The organism is Streptomyces actinomycinicus (genome assembly GCF_016741775.1).
Lineage (GTDB): Bacteria > Actinomycetota > Actinomycetes > Streptomycetales > Streptomycetaceae > Streptomyces > Streptomyces actinomycinicus.
Map to the genome: position 1 here is coordinate 419219 of NZ_JAERRK010000006.1, position 21414 is coordinate 440632.

Annotated in this window: 13 protein-coding genes, 1 tRNA gene and 1 riboswitch; of the genes, 6 read left to right on the forward strand and 8 right to left on the reverse strand. The window is 73.8% G+C overall.

The genetic code is table 11. The features are described 5' to 3' along the window. Positions 1–4: 4 nt before the first annotated feature. Positions 5–1780: an MFS transporter gene (locus tag JK359_RS15815; RefSeq protein ID WP_236677858.1), complete on the forward strand. Its 1776-nt coding sequence runs from the start codon at positions 5–7 to the stop codon at positions 1778–1780. A gap of 285 nt (positions 1781–2065) precedes the next feature. Here the strand turns inward: JK359_RS15815 and JK359_RS15820 are convergent, their stop codons facing one another. Beyond that, the gene (locus JK359_RS15820) at positions 2066–2701 is read right to left on the reverse strand and encodes a GTP cyclohydrolase II (RefSeq protein WP_201836074.1); all 636 of its coding nucleotides are present in this window, start codon (positions 2699–2701) and stop codon (positions 2066–2068) included. A gap of 96 nt (positions 2702–2797) precedes the next feature. Further along, positions 2798–3331 carry a MarR family winged helix-turn-helix transcriptional regulator gene (locus JK359_RS15825; RefSeq protein WP_201835988.1) on the reverse strand — a complete coding sequence of 178 codons (534 nt, stop codon included), beginning with the start codon at positions 3329–3331 and terminating at the stop codon, positions 2798–2800. An 80-nt stretch (positions 3332–3411) separates the two neighbouring features. On the opposite strand from JK359_RS15825, the gene JK359_RS15830 reads away from it, so the two are divergent. Further along, positions 3412–4545, forward strand: a complete 1134-nt coding sequence (locus JK359_RS15830) for a dihydrofolate reductase family protein (RefSeq protein WP_201835990.1) — start codon at positions 3412–3414, stop codon at positions 4543–4545. Between the two features lie 166 nt (positions 4546–4711). On the opposite strand, the gene JK359_RS15835 is transcribed toward JK359_RS15830, so the two are convergent. Continuing rightward, positions 4712–4785 (reverse strand) — tRNA-Met (locus JK359_RS15835). Positions 4786–5103: 318 nt separating this feature from the next. Next, positions 5104–5269, forward strand: a riboswitch (cyclic di-AMP (ydaO/yuaA leader). A 9-nt stretch (positions 5270–5278) separates the two neighbouring features. On the opposite strand from JK359_RS15835, the gene JK359_RS15840 reads away from it, so the two are divergent. Next, positions 5279–6328 (forward strand): M23 family metallopeptidase, encoded by a 1050-nt coding sequence (locus JK359_RS15840; RefSeq protein ID WP_201835992.1) that lies wholly within the window; start codon positions 5279–5281, stop codon positions 6326–6328. Between the two features lie 120 nt (positions 6329–6448). Continuing rightward, positions 6449–7393: an aldo/keto reductase gene (locus JK359_RS15845; protein WP_201835994.1), complete on the forward strand. Its 945-nt coding sequence runs from the start codon at positions 6449–6451 to the stop codon at positions 7391–7393. A 222-nt stretch (positions 7394–7615) separates the two neighbouring features. Here JK359_RS15845 and JK359_RS15850 read toward each other — a convergent pair whose 3' ends face one another. From JK359_RS15850 to JK359_RS15865, 4 genes are all read right to left on the reverse strand, one after another. Beyond that, entirely contained in the window at positions 7616–8935 is a 1320-nt protein-coding gene (locus tag JK359_RS15850) for a PrsW family intramembrane metalloprotease (RefSeq protein ID WP_307788116.1), read from the reverse strand. Positions 8936–8978: 43 nt separating this feature from the next. Further along, on the reverse strand, positions 8979–9806 hold the full coding sequence (trmB, locus tag JK359_RS15855; protein ID WP_201835999.1) for a tRNA (guanosine(46)-N7)-methyltransferase TrmB: 828 nt from the start codon (positions 9804–9806) through the stop codon (positions 8979–8981). Positions 9807–10064: 258 nt separating this feature from the next. Continuing rightward, complete coding sequence (gene lhgD, locus JK359_RS15860) at positions 10065–11282, reverse strand: L-2-hydroxyglutarate dehydrogenase (protein ID WP_201836001.1); 1218 nt, start codon at positions 11280–11282, stop codon at positions 10065–10067. A 218-nt stretch (positions 11283–11500) separates the two neighbouring features. Beyond that, positions 11501–12925, reverse strand: a complete 1425-nt coding sequence (locus JK359_RS15865) for an NsdA family TPR-like regulatory protein (RefSeq protein ID WP_201836003.1) — start codon at positions 12923–12925, stop codon at positions 11501–11503. A gap of 724 nt (positions 12926–13649) precedes the next feature. Between JK359_RS15865 and JK359_RS15870 the strand changes: the two genes are divergently transcribed. Beyond that, entirely contained in the window at positions 13650–15725 is a 2076-nt protein-coding gene (locus JK359_RS15870; protein ID WP_201836005.1) for an asparagine synthase-related protein, read from the forward strand. Between the two features lie 269 nt (positions 15726–15994). Further along, positions 15995–19393 (forward strand): AfsR/SARP family transcriptional regulator, encoded by a 3399-nt coding sequence (locus JK359_RS15875; protein ID WP_201836007.1) that lies wholly within the window; start codon positions 15995–15997, stop codon positions 19391–19393. On the opposite strand, the gene JK359_RS15880 is transcribed toward JK359_RS15875, so the two are convergent. Further along, a complete protein-coding gene (locus JK359_RS15880) occupies positions 19380–21329 on the reverse strand; it encodes a sigma-70 family RNA polymerase sigma factor (protein WP_201836009.1) in 1950 nt (649 codons plus the stop codon). The two genes, JK359_RS15875 and JK359_RS15880, sit on opposite strands and share 14 nt — an antisense overlap. Positions 21330–21414: the final 85 nt, after the last annotated feature.

Consider the following 21414-nt stretch of genomic DNA (forward strand, 5'->3'; position numbering starts at 1 on the left):
CACGATGCCCACCGCCCACCCCACCGACCCCGCCCGGCCGAGCCCCCCGGCCGACGAGGCGGACCCCGTTCCGGCCGCGGACCACGCGGCTCCCGTTCCGGTCGCGGGCCACGAGGCTCCCGTTCCGGCCGCGGACCACGCGGCTCCCCTTCCGCCGACGGGCGAGGTGAGTCCCCTTCCGCCGGCCGGCGAGGTGGGTTCCGTTCCGCCGTCTGGCGAAGTGGTGGCACCCTCCCCCTCGGCCGGCGCCCCGGCGTCCGTCCCTTCGGCCGGCGCCCCGGCGTCCGTCCCCTCCGCCGCCCTCTACCGGATCGTCACCGTCGTGGTCCTCGGCTCGGTCATGGCCGTGCTCGACATGACCATCGTCAACGTCGCGATGCGGCACCTCTCGGAGTCGTTCGGTGCCCCGCTGGAGACCATCCAGTGGACCGCGACCGCCTACACCCTCGCGCTCGCCGCCGTCATTCCGACCGCGGGCTGGGCGATGGGCCGGATCGGAGCCAAGCGGACCTACACGGTCGCGCTGGCCCTCTTCACGCTGGGCTCCCTGCTCGCCGCCTGCGCCTGGGACGCGGGCAGTCTGATCGCGTTCCGTGTGCTGCAGGGCCTGGGCGGTGGTCTGCTCCAGCCGGTCGGTATGGCGATGGGTATGCGGGTCGCCGACCGGGCGCGGCTCGGCCGGGCGATGGGTCTGCTGGGGCTGCCCATCCTGGTCGGGCCGGTGGCCGGTCCGATGCTCGGCGGCTGGCTGGTGGACGCCGCCTCCTGGCACTGGATCTTCCTGATCAACCTGCCCGTCGGTGCGCTGGCGCTGCTGCTCGCCGTCCGACTGCTGCCGCCGGACACCCCGGACGTCCACCGCGCGAACCCGCCCCGGCGGCCGGACGCCCCAGACGCCCGCCGCGCGGACCCGCCCCGGCCGGACACCCCGGACGCCCGCCGCACAAGCCCGCCCCGGCGGCCGGACGCCCCGGACGCCCGCCGCGCGGACCCGCCCCGGCTGGACGTCCCGGGCCTGCTGATGCTCTCGCCCGGGCTGGCGCTGCTCCTGTACGGCCTCGCGCGTGGCGGTGAACGCGGTGATTTCACGGCGCCCGGCACACTGCTCCCGACGCTGGCCGGTGCCGCGCTCGCGGCGGCCTTCGTACGGCGCTCGCTCTCCGCCCGCGCCCCACTGCTGGACCTGCGGCTGCTGCGGAACCGCACCTTCGCCGCCGGTATCGGCACCCTCGCCCCGTTCACCTGCGGTTACTTCGGGTCGATGCTCCTCGGACCGCTGTACTGGCAGCAGGAACGGGGCCTGAGCGCAGCGGCGGCCGGACTGCTCGGGGCGCCGGTCGGGCTCGTGGTCGGTACGGCGATGCAGATCGCGGCCCGCCGGGTGGACCGGGTCGCGCCGCGCCGGCTGATCGCGGCCGGGTGCGCGGTGGCCGCCCTGGGCATGGCCCTGCTGGCGTGGCAGACGGGTACGGCCGGGGTGTCCCCCTGGCGGATCGTGGTCGCGGGCATGGTCATGAGCGCGGGCGCCGGAATGACGCTGATGCCGGCGATGACCACGGCGACCCGCGACCTGCCTCCGGACCGGCTGGCCGGGGCGAGCACCGCGCTGAGTATCAACGCCCAGCTGGGGGCGTCCGCCGGTACGGCCGTGCTGTCGGTGGTGCTGGGCGCGACGGGACCGGACCCGGCCGGATTCCGGCTCACCTACGCCGTGGCGGCGGTGTTCCTCGCCCTGGGCATCCCGTCGGCACTGCGGCTCCCGGGCCGGAGCCGGACCTGAGCAGCGCCGGAGCCGAGCCGAGCCGAGCCGAGCCTGGCCGGAGGCGAGCTGAGCCGGGGCCGGGCTTGACCGGAGGCGAGCTGAGCCGGGGCCGGGCTTGACCGGAGGCGAGCTGAGCCTGGCCGGAGCCGAGCCGAGCCGAGCCGAGCCTGGCCGGAGGCGGGCTGAGCCGGGGCCGGGTATGACCGGAGCCGGGGCTGACCCAGGGCTGAGCGCCCCGGCGCCCCGGGGGCTTCCGGATCGGGCCGACGGACGGACGGGGGCGGCTTGGTCCGGGAGGGGCTCCTAACCGACGTTCAGCCCCGTCAGTTCGGCCAGCGGCAGCGTGTGCTGGGTCTGCAGGACCTTGGCGCGCAGGTAGCGGACGTTGTGGGCGGTGGTGAAGACACCGGTCGGCACCCGGTCCCGTACGGCGACGCCCAGTGAACGCAACTGCCCGGCCTTGTCGGGGTTGTTGGACAGCAGGTCCAGCTCCGTGACGCCGAGGGCGGCGAGCATCTGCGCGGCGGCCGTGTAGTCGCGGGCGTCCTCCGGGAGGCCGAGCGCGGCGTTCGCCTCGTAGGTGTCGAGACCCTGGTCCTGGAGGGCGTAGGCGTCGAGCTTGTTGTAGAGGCCGATGCCACGGCCCTCCTGGCGGAGGTAGAGCAGGACGCCGCCTCGGTCGGCGATGCGTTCGACGGCCTCGCGCAGCTGGGGACCGCAGTCGCAGCGGGCCGAGCCGAAGACGTCGCCGGTCAGGCACTCGGAGTGCAGCCGCACCAGCGGGACGGGGCCGGGCTCGCCGAGGACGACGGCGATGTGCTCCTGGCCGTCGGCGAGGCCGTGGAAGGTGACGATGTCCGCGTCGGCGCTGTAGCCGTCGGCGAACCGCAGCGGTACCCGGACGCGGGCGCGCGGGGTGGCGGCGGGGATGTCGGGCATGCGGGTCTCCGGGTTCCGTCGAGTCATCTGCTTCAGATTTGAAGCAGATGCCGGTTCGAGACCCTACCCCATGCTTAAAAGTTGAATCAATGGTGTTCAGTCGGACGGCGAGCCGGAGCACGGCGAGGACCGCCGGCGCCACGGCACCTCCTCCGCCCCGGCCCGCGTCCCGTCGTCCTCGCCCTGCAGCCCCCGCGCGATGCCCGTGCAGATCTCCTCCAGCTGCCCCACCTGCTCAGGAGTGATCCGGTCGAACAATGTGCTGCGCACCGTCTCGACGTGCCCGGGTGCCGTACGCTCCAGTAGGGCCATCCCCTCGTCCGTCAGTGCCGCGAGCGAGCTGCGCTTGTCCCAGCTGCAGGTCTCGCGGCGCACCAGGCCGTCCCGTTCCAGCCGGGACACCACGTACGTCAGCCTGCTCCGCGTGATCTTCAGCGTCTCGGCGAGATCGGTCATGCGCAGCTGCCGGTCGGGTGCCTCGGAGAGGTTGGCCAGCACCGAGTAGAAGAGGTGCGGCATGCCGCCGTCCTGCTGGAGCTGCCGGTCGATCGCGTCCTCGAGGAGGCGGGACGCGGCGATGTAGGCGCGCCAGGCGCGCTGCTCCTCGGGGGTGAGCCAGCGGGTCGTCATGTCGCCAGTGTAAGTTTGTTTCAAACTTGAACCAAGCGGTCTGCCTGTCAACCGTCCGCCCTCCGGAAGAGAGTGCGCCGATGCCCCTGCCGTACGTGCTGCTGTCCGCCGCCGTGTCCCTCGACGGCTACCTGGACGACACCGGCCCCGAACGGCTCCTGCTGTCCAGCCCGGCCGACTTCGACCGGGTCGACGAGGTACGGGCCTCCGTGGACGCCATCCTCGTCGGCGCCGGCACCATCCGCGCCGACAACCCGCGCCTGCTGGTCAACTCCGCCGAGCGCCGCGCGGCCCGCACCCGGGCGGGCAGGTCCGAGTGCCCGCTCAAGGTCACCGTCACCGCCTCCGGCGACCTCGACCCCGCGGCCAACTTCTGGCACACCGGCGGCGAAAAGCTCGTCTACACGACCGACAAGGGTGCCGAACGGGCCTCCGGTCTCCTCGGGAGCAGCGCCGACGTCGTCCCGCTCGGCCCTGACCTGGACTGGCGGGACCTGCTGGAGCACCTGCACGACGTGCGCGGGGTCGGGCGCCTGATGGTGGAGGGCGGCGGACAGGTCCACACCCAGCTGCTCCGGCAGGGGCTCGCCGACGAACTGCAACTGGTCCTCGCCCCGCTGTTCGTCGGCGATCCCGCGGCCCCGCGGCTCTTCGGGCCGGGCGGCTACCAGGGCGGACGCCTGCGCCTGTGCGACACCCGCCGGATCGAGGACGTCGTTCTCATGCGCTACGAGCCCACGGCCCCCGGCGCCGGCCCGGTCCCCACCGCCGCCGACCGCCACTGGCTGCGCACCGCCTGCGAGCTGGCCGCGCTGTGCCCGCCGTCGGACACGGCGTTCAGCGTCGGCGCGGTCGTGGTCGCGGCCGACGGCACGGAACTGGCCCGCGGTCACTCCCGCGAAGGCGCCGACCCGGTGGTCCACGCCGAAGAGGCGGCCCTCGCGAAGACCGACCCCGCCGATCCGCGGCTGCCCGGCGCCACGGTCTACAGCAGCCTGGAGCCCTGCGCCCGCCGCGCCTCCCGCCCCGCCCCCTGCGCCGAGCGGATCCTCGCGGCGGGCGTGCGCCGCGTGGTCACGGCATGGCGGGAGCCGGACACGTTCGTCGCGGGCGCCGACGGGACGGGGGTGCTCCGCGCCGGGGGCGCGCAGGTCGTCGTGCTGCCGGAGCTGGAGGAACTCGCCAAGGCGCCGAACGCCCACCTCCTGGGGTGAGGAGCGCCGGGTGCGGAGGTGCCCCCGGGGCCGGAAACACCCGCCGGGTGAGGACCGGTCCCGTCCGGGGGCCGGAAGCACCAACCGGGGGTGCGAACCGGCCCATCCCGTGGCCGGAAACACTCAGGGCCCGGAATCCATTGGATTCCGGGCCCTGAGCCTTCAGTAGCGGGGACAGGATTTGAACCTGCGACCTCTGGGTTATGAGCCCAGCGAGCTACCGAGCTGCTCCACCCCGCGTCGTTGTGTCTCCAGTGTACGCCATGCGCGGGACGCCTCGCACACGCCTTTCCCCGGGCCCGCCGGCGAGCAGTGCTTCGTCACGCACGGTAAGCGGTCGGGAGCCCTCCGCTTAACACCTGAGTAACCATCAAAACCCTGAGTGACTGCTGAATATTCCGGAAGCGCGGCCAACTCGTCCGATTCGGCCGCGTACTTGCCGATAGATCCGCGGGCAAAACGTTAATGATCAAGCCGAACGGCTTGGAAAGTGACCAGCAGGTCTATTAACGTTCGATAACGCAGCGCGGTCGTCCCAGCCGTCACAAGAGGCGGCTCCGTGCGCACGCGCCGAATCCCGCAAGGGAACCGGGGAACCACCATCCTGGGGTGAATCACGCGGATGCGCTCGTGAACTCACGGAGTCACGAGCGGTATACGCGCGTAGGAGACCTTCCTGCTCCGAACCCGTCAGCTAACCCGGTAGGCGGAGGAAGGAAAGGAGTACGCCCGCGTGGCGTCCAACCGGCCTGCCCCCGAAGCCCCGTTCATACCGGCACAGCGCGAGTCCGAGACCTTCGGCTACGACGCCTATCGTGCGGAGGAAGGCCCCTGGGAGGAATGGAATCCCACTGAGGAGTCCATCGCCCCGGTCCGCGGCCGGCACCGCGTCGCCAAGCAGCGCGGCGGGTTCGCGCGCAGCTCCACCGTCCTCGGCGTCGGTGTGATCGCCGCGGTGGGCGCGGGCGGCATGGCCAGCGCCAACACCGGCAAGCCGCCGGTCTCCATCTCCCTCCCGGACCTGCCCTCCGTCGGGTCCCTCTTCGACGACGGCTCCGCCAAGGCTCCTGAGGCCGCCACCACGCTCAGCAACGTCGGCGTCACCTCCGTCGAGGACGAGCAGGGCGGTGACGCCGGCGAGGCCCTGCGCAACCGGATCATGGCCCAGGCCGAGCAGCAGCAGGGCCAGGCCGACAGCAAGGCCAATGCCGTCGCGCTGGCCGCCGCCGAGAAGCAGACCGCCGACGCGGCAGCCAAGGCGGAGAAGGAGGCCGCCGCCAAGGCCGCCACCGCCAAGGAGAAGGCCGAGGCCGACGCCAAGAAGGCGGCGGAGGCCGCCAAGCAGGAGGCGGAGGAGAAGCGTCTGGCCGAGGTGGCCAAGCAGTACGCGCTCCCGACCTCCTCGTACACGATCACCTCGACGTTCGGCCAGGCCGGCTCGATGTGGTCCTCCGGCTACCACACCGGTCTCGACTTCGCCGCCCCCACCGGCACCCTCATCAAGGCCGTGCACAGCGGCAAGATCACCGAGGCGGGCTGGGCCGGCTCCTACGGCTACCGCACGATCCTCACCCTGGACGACGGCACCGAGCTGTGGTTCTGCCACCAGTCCTCGATCAGTGTCTCCGTCGGCCAGCAGGTCTCCACCGGCGAGGTCATCGGCCGCGTCGGCGCCACCGGCAACGTCACCGGCCCGCACCTGCACCTGGAGGTCCACCCCGGCGGCCAGGCCACCGGCATCGACCCGATGGCATGGCTGCGGGACAAGGGCCTCAACCCCTGATCAACCCCTGATCCTTCCCGCGACCCCTGCCCGGCCCTGCCAGGTCCGGTCGGGCAGGCCTTCGCGGAAAGCGGCGCCGCGGCGGAATGCGATCATCTGCCGTCGGCGTTGCTGTAAAGCATGACAACTCTGCATAAACTCGGTTCCTCCGACCTCGAGGTCTTCCCCCTCTCCCTCGGCGGCAACGTCTTCGGCTGGACCGCCGACGAGCAGACCTCCTTCGCCGTCCTCGACGCCTACACGGCCGCGGGCGGCAACTTCGTCGACACCGCCGACAGCTACAGCGCCTGGGTCGAGGGCAACCAGGGCGGCGAGTCCGAGACGGTCATCGGCAACTGGATGAGGGCGCGCGGCAACCGCTCCGAGGTCGTCATCGCCACCAAGGTCAGCCAGCACCCCCGGTTCCAGGGCCTGTCGGCGTCCAACATCAAGGCCGCCGCCGACGCGTCCCTGCGTCGCCTGGACACCGACTACATCGACCTCTACTACACGCACTTCGACAAGCCCGAGGTGCCGGTCGAGGAGATCATCGGCGCGCTGGACGAGCTGGTGAAGGCCGGCAAGGTCCGGCACATCGCCGCCTCCAACATCACCCCCGAGCGGCTGCAGGCCTCCCTCGACTTCTCCGACCGCGAGGGCCTGGCCCGCTACGTGGCCGTGCAGCCCCACTACAACCTGGTCTCCCGGGACACCTACGAGGGCCCGCTGCAGGATCTCGCCGCCCGAGAGGGCCTCGCCGCCGTCCCGTACTTCTCCCTCGCCTCCGGCTTCCTGACCGGCAAGTACCGGCCGGGCACGACGGTGGACAGCGCCCGCGCCGGCGGGGCCGCGAAGTACGCCGAGTCCGAACGCGGCCGGAAGGTCCTCGCGGCCCTCGACGAGATCGCCGCCGCCCACCGGGCCCCGGTCGCCACCGTCGCCCTCGCCTGGCTGGCCGCCCAGCCGACGATCGCGGCCCCCATCGCCTCGGCCAGGACGGTGCAGCAGCTGCCGGCCCTGCTGGGAGTGACAGAGCTGAAGCTGACGGACGCGGAAACCACCAAGCTGACAGAAGCCTCGTCCTAGCCCCCGACCGGCTCCGCCGGAACACACCCCGCCTACCGGGAGCGTGTCTGCTGGGGCACGGCCGGGCGGCCGGCGCTGCGCGGGCCGGCGGTCGCGGCCGGGGCGGGCTCGACGGGCGGTCTCCCGCCGCGGCGGGACTCGCCGGTGGTTCTTCCCCGCCGCGACGGCGTCCGGCCACGACGGTGTGTTCCGGCGGTGCCGTGCGCTCCGCGGCCCGGGCGGCTAGGTCCGGTACGGGTTGTGCTCGGGGTACGGCACCGCCGGCCTGCCGTACGCCGGCCAGTACGCGACGGGTGCCGGTCCCGTGTACACCGGCCGGACCGGCGCAGCCGCCCGCGCCGCATACTCCAGCGCCGGCCGCGCCACGTGCCGGCGCTGCCACAGCCCGTCCAGCAGTTCCCGCTCCCGCACCACGAAGTCGGCCCCCGCCTTCCCCCGGCGGCCCCGTTGCCGCAGCGTCGCGAGCGAGGTGGCGTCCCCCTCGTACCGGGCCACCTCCCGTGCCGCCGGCCGCCCGTGGTGGTGCCGGGCGTAGTCGCGGGCCATCCGCCGCGCCCGCATGGACCCGAGTGCGAACGGCTCGCCCGGACCCAGCCACCCGGCCACCACGTACGCCGGCAGCTCCGCGCGCACGGTCCGCAGCTCCCGCTGCCGCGTGAAGACCGCGAGCCAGGTCAGCAGCGCGAACGCAGGCACCATGAAGGCGGCGTAGACGGCGAAGAAGCCGTACTCGCCGAAGGTGGAGGAGCTGTTCCAGAAGGCGTGCATGCTCATCGCGAGCAGCAGCCCGCAGACCGGCAGCAGGATCCGCCGTGCGTGCTGCCGCTCGGCGGACAGCGCGGCGATCCCGAAGCCGATGCCGGTGAGGACGGTGAACAGGGGGTGCGCGAACGGGGACATCACGATGCGCACGAAGAAGGTGGCGGCGGTGACGGAGGCGATGCCGCGGTCGCCGGTGAGCTGGTCGGTCCCGAAGGCCGTGCCGAGGTAGAGGATGTTCTCGGTGAACGCGAAGCCGGTCGCGGTGATGCCCGCTATCACCATCCCGTCCACGATCCCGGTGAAGTCACGCCTGCGGAACAGGAAGACCAGCAGCACGGCCGCGGCCTTGGCGGACTCCTCCACGATCGGCGCTATCACCGTGGCGCCGAGAGTGTCGGCGCTGGCCGGATCCGCGACCGAGGTGGCTATCCATCTGGTCGCGAAGCTGTTGGCCACGATGGCTATCAGCGCCGCCGCACACGCTCCCCAGGCGAAGGCGAAGACCAGGTTCCGCCAGGGTCCGGGCTGCACCCGGTCCAGCCAGCGGAAGGCGGCTATCAGCCAGGGCACGGGCAGCACGGCCAGCCCCAGCCCGACGAGGAACCCCTCGGTGCCGGTCTGCCGCCGCACGAGCGCGAGGATCACCAGCCCGGACAGCGCGAGCAGGCTGCTCAGTGCCCCGTACCGCACCCACTTGCGCTGCCACCAGTGCGGGTGGCGCAGGAGCACACCGTCGCCGGGGCTCGGGGGATACGTCGGAAACGGAGGACTGGTGGCCACAGGCATCGACCCTAACGGTGACGGGACGAGGGGCTGGAGCGGATTATCGGCCCTGGCTGTGCGGTACGCGCCGGAACAGCAGATCGTTCACGACATGTCCCTTGTCCAGTCCCTGTCCCTCGAAACGGGTCAGCGGCCGGAACTCCGGGCGTGGCGCGAAACCACCGTCGGCCTGGGTGTTCTCGAAGTCGGGATGTGCGGTGAGCACGTCCAGCATCTGTTCGGCGTACGGCTCCCAGTCGGTCGCGCAGTGCACGATCGCGCCGGGCTTGAGCCGGGTCGTGGCGAGCGACAGGAACTCGGGCTGGATCAGCCGGCGCTTGTGGTGCCGCTTCTTCGGCCAGGGGTCCGGGAAGTAGACGCGCAGCCCGTCCAGCGAGTCCGGGGTGAGCATCTCCCGAAGCAGGATGATCGCGTCACCGTTGCCCACGCGGACGTTGTCCAGACCGTTCCGGTCGGCGAGGTTGAGCAGGTTGCCCTGGCCCGGCGTGTGCACGTCCACGGCCAGGACGTTGGTGCCCGGGTCGGCCGCGGCCATCTGCGCGGTCGCCTCGCCCATCCCGAACCCGATCTCCAGGACCACGGGACGGTCGTTCCCGAACAGCTCGCCGAAGTCGATCACCCGCTGCCCGTCGATGTCCAGGCCCCACTTCGGCCACAGCCGCTGCAGGGCGTCCGCCTGTCCGGCGGTCACCCGGCTGCGCCGCGGCTGGAAGCTCCGGATCCGCCGCTCGAAGTGCGATCCGGCGGGATCGGCCCTGGGCCCGTCCGGAAAGCGCGGCTCACCCTTCGCCCGGGTGTGCCGGATGGAGGCACCGGGGCGGTGGGGGGCCGAGGGCGGGGCGTCGGGGGAGTTCAGGGAGTCAGACACAGTAAGCACAATTTTAAGGCGCACCGCCGAGGCCCCCGACCAGCCACCACCCTCGACGACAGCCCGCCGGCAGACGGCCCCGGACGGACGGCTCCGGCACCTTCCCGGCCGGCGGCCGGTGGCGGTCGGGGGCCCTTCCCGCCGGCCGTCATGGCCGGGCGGTCCGGCACCCAGGTCGGCGCCGTGCTCGACCGCAACGGACTGTGCCCGGGCCGCCAGAAGTAGGGGTCCAGGAAGGCGCAGCCCCTGGACGGGCCACTACAGCGAACCGAGCATCGCCAGCACCCGCCGCCCGACCTCCCGCCCGATCGGCAGCGACGCCGTCGCCGCGGGGGACGGCGCGTTGAGCACATGCACCGCCCGCGCCCCCTCCTTGATCAGGAAGTCGTCCACCAGCGTCCCGTCCCGCAGCACCGCCTGCGCCCGCACCCCGGCAGGGGCCCGCACCAGATCCCCGGCCTCCGCCGCGGGCAGCAGCCTGCGCACCGCCTCCAGGAACGCCGCCTTGGACACCGAGCGGCGCAGCTCACCCGCTCCGTACCGCCAGTGCCGCCGGGCGATCGCCCACGACCCCGGCCAAGCCACCGTGCCGGCCAGCTCCCGGGGCCGTACGACGCCCCAGCCGTATCCCTCCCGGGCCAGCGCCGGCACCGCGTTGGGGCCGATGTGCACGCCCCCGTCGATGCCCCGGGTCAGATGCACCCCGAGGAACGGGAACGCAGGGTCCGGCACCGGATACACCAGCCCGCGCACCAGCTCCGGCCGGGCCAGCTCGTAGTACTCGCCGCGGAACGGCACGATCCGTACCTCGGGCTCGTCCCCCGTCAGCCGGGCCACCTCGTCGCAGTACAGGCCGGCGCAGTTCACCAGCACCCGCCCGCGGACGACGTCCCCCGCCGCGGTGAGGACGGCCACGCCCCGGTCCGGCCGCCGGTCCACCCGGACGACCCGTGCGCCGTAACGGATCTCCGCCCCGGACGCCCGGGCCAGCTCGCGGGCGACGCCCACGAAGTCGCACACCCCGGTCGTCCCGACGTGTATGGCGGCCAGGCCGCGCACCTCCGGCTCGTACCCCGCGATCTGGGCGGGGCCCAGCTCGCGCACCGGGATCCCGTTCTCCCGGCCGCGCTGCACGAGCGCGTGCAGCCGGGGCAGCTCCTCCCGCTCGGTGGCGACGATCAGCTTGCCGGTGACGGCGTGCGCGATGCCGTACTCGGCGCAGAACTTCACCATCTCGGCGGCGCCGCTCACCGCGTACCGCGCCTTGAGGGATCCGGGGCGGTAGTAGATCCCGCTGTGGATGACGCCGCTGTTGCGTCCCGTCTGGTGCCGGGCCGGTCCGTGCTCCTTCTCCAGCACGCACACGCGGCTACCCGGTGCGGTCCGCGTGATCGCGTACGCCGTCGACAGCCCGACGATCCCCCCACCGATCACGAGCACATCACAGTCGTACGCACCGGCCCGCACCTGCACCACCTCCGCCCTCGATAGTGCACTGCGCCACTGACACCGCCTTCAAACGCCGCCCCCGAAAGCACCCCGAAAGGGGCGCGGGAACCGCGCGACGAGCCACGGCACACCGGCAGTCGCGGGACCGCACCGGCGCCCCGGAAGGGGCGCGGGGAACTGCGCGACCAGCCACGACGGGCCCGCGGCCGCGAGCCGGCGGCGGCCCGGCAGGCGAGGGGCGGCCCTCACGCCGGTGCCATCAGAAGCGGCCTGGCCCGCTCCCGCAGCTCCACCACCCGCGGCTCGTCCCCGTACGGCTCCAGCCGGTGGAGCAGATCCTTCACGTACTCCGTCGTCCGGGCCGACGAGATCCGCCCGGCCACCTCCACGGCCCGCACACCCTGTTCGCAGGCCGCGTCCAGGTTCCCCGACTCCAGTTCGGCCACCGCCGAGACGACCAGCCGCAGTCCGTGCGACCGCACGAACTCCTCCGTCGGCTTGGACAGCGCCTGCTCGGTGAACCGCCGCACCTGCCGCGGCGCCTTCAAGTCGCGGTAGCACTCGGCCGCATCGGCGGCGAACCGGTCGTACCCGTAGAAACCGAGCCAGGACGGGTCGTTGTCGCCCTCCCGGGACCGCTCCAGCCAGCCCTCGGCCGCCTTCAGTGCGGTGCCGGCCGCCTGCGCGTCTCCCGCGCGCGCATGCGCCCGTGCCTCGACCAGCCGGAAGAAGCTCATCGTCCGCGCGGTCGCCAGTCCCCGGTTCCGCTCCAGCGCGGCCTGCGCCAGGTCGACCCCCTCGTCGCCGAACCCCCGGTAGGTCGCCTGCAGCGACATGGAGGCGAGGACGTAGCCTCCCAGCGGGACGTCCGCCGCCGCGCGCGCGAGGCGCAGCGCCTGGATGTAGTACCGCTGCGCGGCCTCCTGCTGCCCGGTGTCGAAGGCCATCCAGCCGGCCAGCCGGGTGAGTTCGGCGGAGGCGCCGAACAGGGCGCGGCCGACCTCGTCGGAGTAGGAGCCGAGCAGCAGCGGCGCCGCCTCCACCCGCAGACACTCGGGCACCATGGACGAACGCCAGTCACCGCCTCCGTATTTGGAGTCCCAGCGCCTGGCGTCCTCGGCGGCTTCCCGCAGCTTCTGCACGTCGCTGTGGCCGACTTTGATCGGTGCGCCGGAACCCTCGGCGGAGCCCGCCTCCCGCGCGACCGAGCTGTCGGCGGGGGTTATCAGCCATCGTGAGGCGGGCGTTGCGTATGCGCTCACTGCGAACGATCCGGCGAGTGACTGCCAGATGCCGCCGGAGCCGGCCCGGCGCCCGGCGAGGTCGAGACGGTACAGCTCCGTCGCCGACTTCACCGCCTGTCCTACGTCTCTGGGGAAGGCGAGGCCCACTTCGGGCGCGGGGTCCGCGTCCGCCAGGCCGATCTCGTGGAGCGGCACGGGGCGGCCGAGCTTCTGGCCGATGGCGGCGGCGATGAGGTGCGGTGCCGCACCCTGCGGCACCATTCCCTTCGACACCCAGCGCGCCACCGACGTCTTGTCGTAGCGAAGAGTCAACCCGCGTTGCGCACCAAGGTCGTTGACGCGTCGCGCGAGCCCTGCGTTGCTGATTCCCGCGAGGGCGAGAACGGTGCCGAGCTTTTCGTTCGGCCCGCGTTGCTCCCTGGACATGCGCCACCCCTCGACACAGACGGCTGTCGCGCTGGCATAACCACGCGGCATTCGTAAACCCAGCGTAGTTCGCCGCATCCCAAGCGTTAAGGGGCATTGTTCCGGATGGCGGGATTGTGGTCCGTACGGAAGTACGGCCCTGTACGCACCGTGCACGGTGCGTCGCGGCGTGCCCCCGGCCGTGTGGCCGTGCGCCCGTCCGTGCGCTCTTCTCCGGCCACCGGGGGAGCGGTTCCATGGCTCTTGCGTGGGTCGGCCCGCTGTACTGGATCCAGTGGGCTGGGGGACACCGCCACCTTCATCCCCGCGGGTGGCGGACCGGTCCGGGAGGCGACACCCGCCTCCCGGACTGTGCGCGTGTGCGGGCCACCGCGCGCTCCGCAGGCCTGTACGGAGCGTGCTCATCTTGCGCCGTACTCCACGGATTTGGCCGAAAATCGACCCCCTTCATATGCGGTGAATTGCCCCTGCGACCATGCAACTTGAGGGCGTGAAGGGCGTTTTGGGGGAGCGCATTGGGGGCGCATTCGCGCCGCACCCATCGGACGTCTCCCAGGTCCGGCGCATCCCGTCCCCTGCGGCCGCCCGTCAACTCGCCGCGCGGGCCAAGGGAACTTCACACGGTCCGAGGCGGTGCCGCCGCCCCTCTCCGGCGCGTTCTTCATGGCAGCATGGGGTCCGGTTCGTACGGTGCACTGGTTGTCCACGGTCTGTGGAGGCGTCGATGCGGTGGTTGGTGGGTTGGAGCAGCACCGCCGCGGGCGTCGCCGGGACCGGTTCCGCGGGCGCCACCGGATACGACGGCGAGACCCTGCAGCCGGTCGGCTCCCAACTCCTGTGGGGCGACCCTGACCCGCTGTGGGCCGTGGGCGACTGGCGCCCGGACGAGGTGCGTGTGGTGCACGCCGACCCACAGAACCGGATCGCCGTCCTCGGCATCTGCGGTGCCTCCGACGAGGAACTGCGCCGCGGCCTGTTCACCGCGCGCGGAGGCGCGCTGCGCCATCTGACCACCTGGCCCGGCAGCTACACGGCCGTCGTCCAGGCCGGCCGCCGCATCACCGTGTGCGGTGATCTCGCGGGCGCCCGGCCGGTGTTCCACACCCCCTGGGCCGGCGGCACGGCCTACGCCACCGCCGCGCTGCCCCTCGCCGACCTCGTCGAGGCCAACCTCGACTTCACCCACCTCGCCGCCCTGCTCGCCGCCCCGGACGTACCGGCCGCGCTGCGCGACACCACCCCGTACGACGGCGTGCGCCGCATTCCGCCGGGGCATGCGCTGGTGCTGCGCGCAGGGGCACGCGAGATCGCCGGGTACGAGCCGGTCGCCTCCCTCGCCGTGGCCGCACCCCCGGCCGAACCCGGCCGTGCCGTGGACGCCGTACGGGACGCCCTGGTGGAGGCGGTCCGCACCCGGCTGTCGGCACCCCGGCACGTGCCCGACCTCGACCCCGGGCCGGTGCCCGGCATGGGCCCGGCGGAGCGGCGGGCCGCGCGCGGGATGCCGGTTCCCGGCATCGGCGCCGACCTGTCCGGCGGGCCCGCCTCCGGCACCCTCGCGCTGCTGGCCGCCGGGCTGCCCGGCAGACCCGGCACGCTGCTCGGGCACGGCACGGGCGCGGGTGAACGCCTCCTCGCCGTCACCTTCAACGACCTGGCCGTGCCCGGCCGCGAGGCCGAACTCGAACGTGCCGGTGCCCTGGCCGCGAACCCCCGCCTGCACCACGTCGTGGTCACCGGGGGCGAGGAGACCCTGCCGTACGCCGACCTCGACGGCCCGCTCACCGACGAGCCGGGACCCTCCCTCGTGCTGGCCGGCCGGCACCGGGCGCGCCTCGCCGCCGGCAGCGCCGACCACTTCACCGGCCACGGCGCCCGCCAGGTCCTCGACGCGCACCCGGCCCGCCTCGCCGACCTGCTGATGGACCGGCAGCGGCGGCACCTGGTCCGGCCGGTCGCCGCGCTGGCCCGCGCCGACGGCTCGGTGATGGTCCCCGCGCGCGTGTACGGCGCGGCCCGCCGCCTCGCCCGCACTCCCTACCGGGCCGGCCTTGAGGTACTGGCCGAGCGGCTGATGCGCCGCCGCTTCGACGAGCCCAAGGGGGCGGTCGGCGCGTCCCTCGCCGCGCTGACCTGGGCCAGACCCGGGCCGGCCGCACGGTGGCTGACGGGTGAGGCGCTGGCTGAAGTATCGGTTCTGCTGGGGATGGAAGCGGACCGCTCCGGCAGCGGCGCGCAGCGTCCCGGCGACTACCGTGCGCGCGCGGCTCTCGCCCGGCACGCCGCCGACCTGCGCGTCCTGGAACAGGCCGCGGAGATCCGCTCCCAGCGGCTGCACGCCCCGTTCCTCGACAACCAGGTCGTCCGCGCCTGCCGCGACCTCCCCGAAGCACTGCGCGTCCAGCCCGGCGCGCGCGCCGCGATCCTCCGTACGGTCCTGGAGGGCGCCGGCGTCACCGACCTCCCGCCCGGCTGGGGCGCCCCCTCGCACGCCTCCTCGGCGGCGGCCGCGCGCGCGGGGCTGCGGGTCGCGGCCGACCCCCTCATGGACCTCTTCGCCACGCCCCTCCTGGCCGACGCCGGCCTGGTGGAGGCCCGCGTCATCCGCAAGGCGCTGCGTGCCACCGCGGCCGGTGAGCCCCTCCCCCTGGACGGCCTCGCCGACCTCGTCTCCCTCGAACTCTGGCTGCGCCGCCTGCTCTCCCGCCGAGGCACGTGCTGGACGGGCACGCCTTCACGCGCCCGCGCGGTCCCTTCGGGCATCCAGCCGAGAAGGGGCGCGCTGGCGCCGGGGGCGTGAGCGGCGTCGGGGGCCGGCCGCGGGTGGGTGGCGGCCGTCTTCCGGGTGCGGGTGCGTCGGGTGGCGGCCGTCTTCCGGGTGCGGGTGCGTCGTGGTTGGTTGCGTAGTTCCCCGCGCCCCTTGGGGTGGTGGCCGTCCGGTGGTTGTGGTGCGGGTGGGTTGTGGCTGGTTGCGTAGTTCCCCGCGCTCCTTGGGGGACCGGTCGTGACGGAACGCCGGCCGTTGGAACCCCCGTGTCGCAGTGCTCGCTTCCCGGCGACAATGACCACGTGCGGTACAGAATCCTGGGCGTGGCCCAAGCAGCGGACGACCAGGGCACCGTTCTGCCCATCGGCGGTCAACGCCTCCGCACGCTCCTCGCCGCCCTGGCCCTCCGCCCCGGCCGCACCACCACGCCCGACACCCTCATCGACGAGATCTGGGCGGACGACCCGCCCCAGGACGCCCCCGCCGCGCTCCAGGCCCTCGTCGGCCGTCTCCGCCGTGCCCTCGGCAGGCACACCGTCGTCTCCACCCCGGGCGGCTACCGTCTCGAGGCGACCGAGGACGACGTCGACCTCCACGTCTTCGAACGCCTCACCCGCACCGGCACCACGGCCCTCGCCACCGGCGACCCGGCCACCGCCCACCGCACTCTCACCGAGGCCCTCGCCCTCTGGTACGGCCCGCCGCTGGCCGACCTCCCCGACCGCACCGCCGCCACCCGCCCGGAGGCCCTGCGCCTGGAGGCGACCCGCGCCCGCGCCGCCGCGGCACTCGCTCTCGGCCGCGCCCAGGAGGCCGTACCGGAGCTGACGGAACTCACCCGGGCCCACCCCTACGACGAACCCCTGCACGTCCTCCTCATCCGCGCCCTGCGCGACACGGGCCGCCCTGCCGACGCCCTCGCCGCCTACGAGTCCGCCCGCCACACCCTCGCCGACACCCTCGGCACCGACCCGGGACCGGAACTCCAGGCGCTGCACGTGTCGTTGCTGACGCAGGAACCCAGCAGTCCCACGGCGCACGGCACACTGACGGCACCGCCGCGGCCCTTGCCGCCCACGGCTCGGCCCCCTGAGCACACGGGCAATCTGCGCCCCCGTCTGACCTCCTTCGTCGGTCGGGAACCGGAGCTGGAGGCCATCCGTTCCGATGTGCACAGGGCCCGCCTGGTCACGCTCACCGGACCGGGCGGCTCCGGAAAGACCCGCCTCGCCGAGGAGGCCGCCACGGCGTTCCCCTCGGCATGGCTGGTCGAGCTGGCCCCGCTCGACCACCCGGAGGCGGTGCCCGGCGCGGTGATCAGCGCGCTCGGTCTGCGCGAGACCGTGCTCCTGACCAACGACCTGGCGACCCCGCAGGCCGACCCCACGGCCCTGCTGATCGAGCACTGCGCCCCGCGCAGCCAACTCCTGATCCTTGACAACTGCGAGCACGTCATCGGCGCGGCAGCCACCCTCGCCGAGACCCTCCTCACCCACTGCCCCGGGCTCACCATCCTCGCGACCAGCCGTGAACCCCTGGGCGTCCCCGGTGAGTCGGTGCGCCCGGTCGAGCCCCTCGTCCCGGAGCAGGCGCACCGCCTCTTCGCCGAGCGCGCGAAGGCCGTCCGTCCCGACGCCGACGCCGTGCTCGCGGACACGGAGGCCGTGGCGGAGATCTGCCGCCGCCTGGACGGACTGCCGCTCGCCATCGAGCTGGCCGCGGCCCGGCTCAGGCTGCTGACCCCGCGGCAGATCGCCGACCGCCTGGACGACCGCTTCCGCCTGCTCACCTCCGGCAGCCGTACCGTCCTGCCCCGCCAGCAGACCCTCCGCGCGGTCGTCGACTGGTCCTGGGACCTGCTGGACGAACCGGAGCGGACGGTCCTGCGCGAGGTGTCCGTGTTCGCCGGCGGCTGGGACCTCGCCGCCGCCGAGGCCGTCTGCACCGGCCCCGCGGCGGACCTGATCGGCGCCCTGGTCGACAAGTCCCTGGTGATCGCGACCCCGCACGGCCCCGACGGCACCGGCATGCGCTACCGCATGCTGGAGACCATCCACGAGTACGCCACCGAGCGCGCGGCCGAGATCCCCGGCCTGCGCGCGGCGGCCGAACGCCGCCACCGCGCGTGGGTGCGCGCACTGGTGGAGCAGGCCGAACCGCAACTGCGGTCCGCGGCCCAGCTGCCCTGGTTCTCCCGCCTGGAGACCGAGCTGGACAACATCCGCGCGGCCCTGGACCGTGCCCTGCGCGCGGGGGACGAGGCGCAGGCGGGCGCCGTCGTCCTCGCCATCGGCTGGTTCTGGTGGATGCGCAACCACCGGCACGAGGCCGTGGCCTGGGTACGGCTGGTGCTCCGCCTGGGCGTCGCCCTGGACGCCCTGCCCGCGGACGCGCCGGCCGACGACCTGGCGGCGCTGGTGGAGTCGGCCGACCCCGTCGGCGCCTTCCTCGCCGCGCCGCCCGAGACGGAGGCCGGGCATCCGCTGCACGAGCTGCGGATGGACCTGCGCATGCTCGACCTGTTCCTCACGTCCGAGTCCAGCACCGAGAACCTCGCGGCCGACGAGCGGGCGGTGGAGTACATCGCGCGCGTGCGGGCGGCCTATGAGCCCGGCGGTCCCCGGGCGGCCCGGCTCCCGGGCATCGTCTGGCCGCTGACCGCCTACTACCTGGGCGGCCCGGTCGACCTCGGCCCCGCCATGACGACATCCGTCGACAACTGCCGCCGGTTCGGCGGCGACTGGGAGATCGGGGTCGCCCTGATGTACCGCGCCCACATCACCGTCGACTCACCGGGCAACCTGCGGGGCGTGGACGAGGACCTGGCCGAACTGCGGCTCCTCAGCCGGCGCGTCGGTGACCGCTGGATGCGGGCACAGGTGTGCGGCGCGGCCGGCGAGGCGGCCATGGCCCGGGGCCGGTTCGACGAGGCGCGCGGCGAGTACGAGGAGGCGCTGCGGCTCGCCCACGAGGTGGGCGCCCACGCCGAGAAGCCGTTCCTGATGGCGAGGCTCGCCGAGATCTCCTACCGCTCCGGGGACCCGGAGGCCGCCCTGGCCGCCCTGGACCAGGCGGAAGAGGGCGCCGACCGGTACACGGCGCCGGAGGCACGGGCCTTCGTACTGCTCCTGCGCGCCCTCATCGCCCTGGGCGACGGGCAGACCGCCCGCGCCCGCGAACTGTACGAGTCGATCTGCGCGGCGACCGGGAGCAGCACCCCGCCCCCGCAGTTCATGGCGGCCCAGCGGATGATCGAGGCGCTCCTCGCGGCCGACGAGTCCGGGCCGGCGCGCGGGGTGGCGGTCATCGCGGAGGGCCTGCGCGAGGCGGTGGCCCACCGGTGCGCCGAGGTGATCACCGCGGGGCTGGTGGACGTGGCGGCCGGACTGCTGGCCCGTCTCGGCAACCTGACGGCCGCGGTCCGTCTGTTCACGGCGGCGGACCACTGGCGCGACGGCTGTCCCCGACCCGAACCGGAACACAGCAACGCCGTCCGGGTGCACGCCGGCGCCCGCGCGGCCCTCCCGGCCGACCGCTACGCGGCGGAGTGCGCCCGGGGCGCGGCCCTCGGCACGGCGGAGGTCCTCCAGGAGCTGGACGCGGTGACACCGGCCTCCGACGGCGAGCGGGTCCGACCGCCGGCGACGGAACGGGCCCCGGCGACGGGCAGGTCGGCCGGGACCACGGCTACCGGCAGGTGAAACGGGAATCCGCCCAGTCCACCAGCGCCGCCCGGTCGAAGGCGTTGCTGTGCGGCTCCGCGACGAGCCGTACGGTCTTGCGCCCGGCCAGGTCCACATGGACGGGAACGGCCTGGTCATGGCCCTTGACCAGGTCAGACGACCACAGCCGGGTCCCGTCGGCGTAGACGGAGAAGAAGACCTTGCCGAGGCCGAGGGTCAGGTCGTCCACGCCGGCCAGTGCGTCGTATGCGGTGCACTGCCGGTTGAGGGTGACGGTGACGGAGGACGCGCCGTACACGGTCACCCCGCGCGCGTACTGCTTGCCGCCGATCGACATGCCGTACCGCTGCCACACCCAGCTGCTCTCGTGCAGCGCGATCTCGGGCCGGCTGCCGTCACCGATGACGTCGTAGCGCAGGTCGCCGAGTTGATAGACGGTGGGCGCGGGCGGCGGAGTGGGTGCCTGCGTGGGCTCGGGCTCCGGCGTCGGCTCGGGCTCCGGCCTCGGCGCGGCGGTGGGCGTCGGAGTGGGCCTGGGTGTCGGAGTCGGAGTCGGCGTCGGCGTGGGTGTCGGGGTGGGCGTGGGTGCCGGTTTCCCGGTGGGTGCCGGGGCCGGCTCGGGGACGAGGGCCACGGGCCGGGGCGGGACCACGGGTTCGGGCGTGGGCCTGTGCTTCGGCGGCGGTGCCGACGGCGGCCCGGGTCGCACGATCGGCGCGGACGGGGCCGGCTGGGCCACCTTCTTCACCGGACGGCCGTCGTTCACCAGGGCCAGTGCGACCGCGGCGGCGGCCACCGCGACCACACCGGCCGCGACGCCTGCCTTCAGCGGGGCCCCGAGCCCTTCCGCCGCCGCGCTCCCGCCCGCACCTCCCGCGCTGCCGGACGAACCGCCGGCCGCGGCGACGGCACCGGCGGCCCCCGCCCCCGCGCTGCCGGCCACGATCCCGAGGGCCTTGGCGTATCCGGCGGCACCGAACCAGCCGATGACGGCGACCGGGACGACACCGGGGATGCCGTTCGCGACCTCTTCGATCTGCGCCGCCGCGAGCCGGCACCTGGCGCACTCCTCGAGATGCTTGCGCAGGCCCCGTTCGGCGCGCACGCGCAGCTTGCGGCGGGCGTAGCCGCCCAGCTGGTCTGCGTAGCGGGCGCACTGCTCGTCGTGGGTGAGGGCGGCGCTGACGTGGGCCTGGAGGTAGGCCTGCTTCAGCCCTTCCCGGGCACGGCTGGCGAGCACCCGGGTGCCGTTGGCGTCCAGCCCGAACAGCACGGCCACTTCGCTGGGGGACTCGTCCTCCACCTCGGTGTGCCAGAGCACGGCCTGCCAGCGTTCGGGCAGCGAACGGAAGGCCTGCATGGCCATGGACTGCTCGGCCTCGTGCATGGCACGCACGTCGGCGCCGAGGCCGGCTCCGAAGGCGCCGAGGGCCGCGGTGTCGCCGGACCCCTCCGTCGACCGTGCGGTCTGCTGGGCGAAGACGGCGAAGTCGTCGACGAGCTGCTCGCGCCGGGCGGACCTGGTCCAGTGCGCGGCGACACGCCGCACGGAGGTCAGCAGATAGGCCCGTACGGCGTGCTCGGGTCCCGACCCGCCGCGCACCGCCTGCAGCATCCGGGCGAACACCTCGGCGGTGAGGTCGTCGGCGGTGTGCCCGTCACGGCAACAGGTGCGTGCGTAGCGCCGGACCGCATCGGCATGCCGCCGGTACAGCTCCTCGTAGGCGGAGTCGTCCCCGCCGCGCATCCGTGCGATCAACTCGCCGTCGGCAGGGGGCACGTCCCTGGGCGGCGGCAGCACGGTGCCCCCGCGCTGGGCCGGCACACTCTCGTCACCGGGCCTGCCGGGGGAAGCGGCGCGCCCGCCTTGTTTCGGTACCTGTGGTGAGACCGGCCCCTGCTCCTCCAGGCCCCCCTCGCCACCGCGCGACTCGCCCCACCCGTCAACGCCCATCGTGGAAAGCCCCCGGAACCGGCCCAGCCCAACCCGTCACCGGCTCAGCGTGCCACACCGCCCACCCGAAAGAACCTCCCGCACA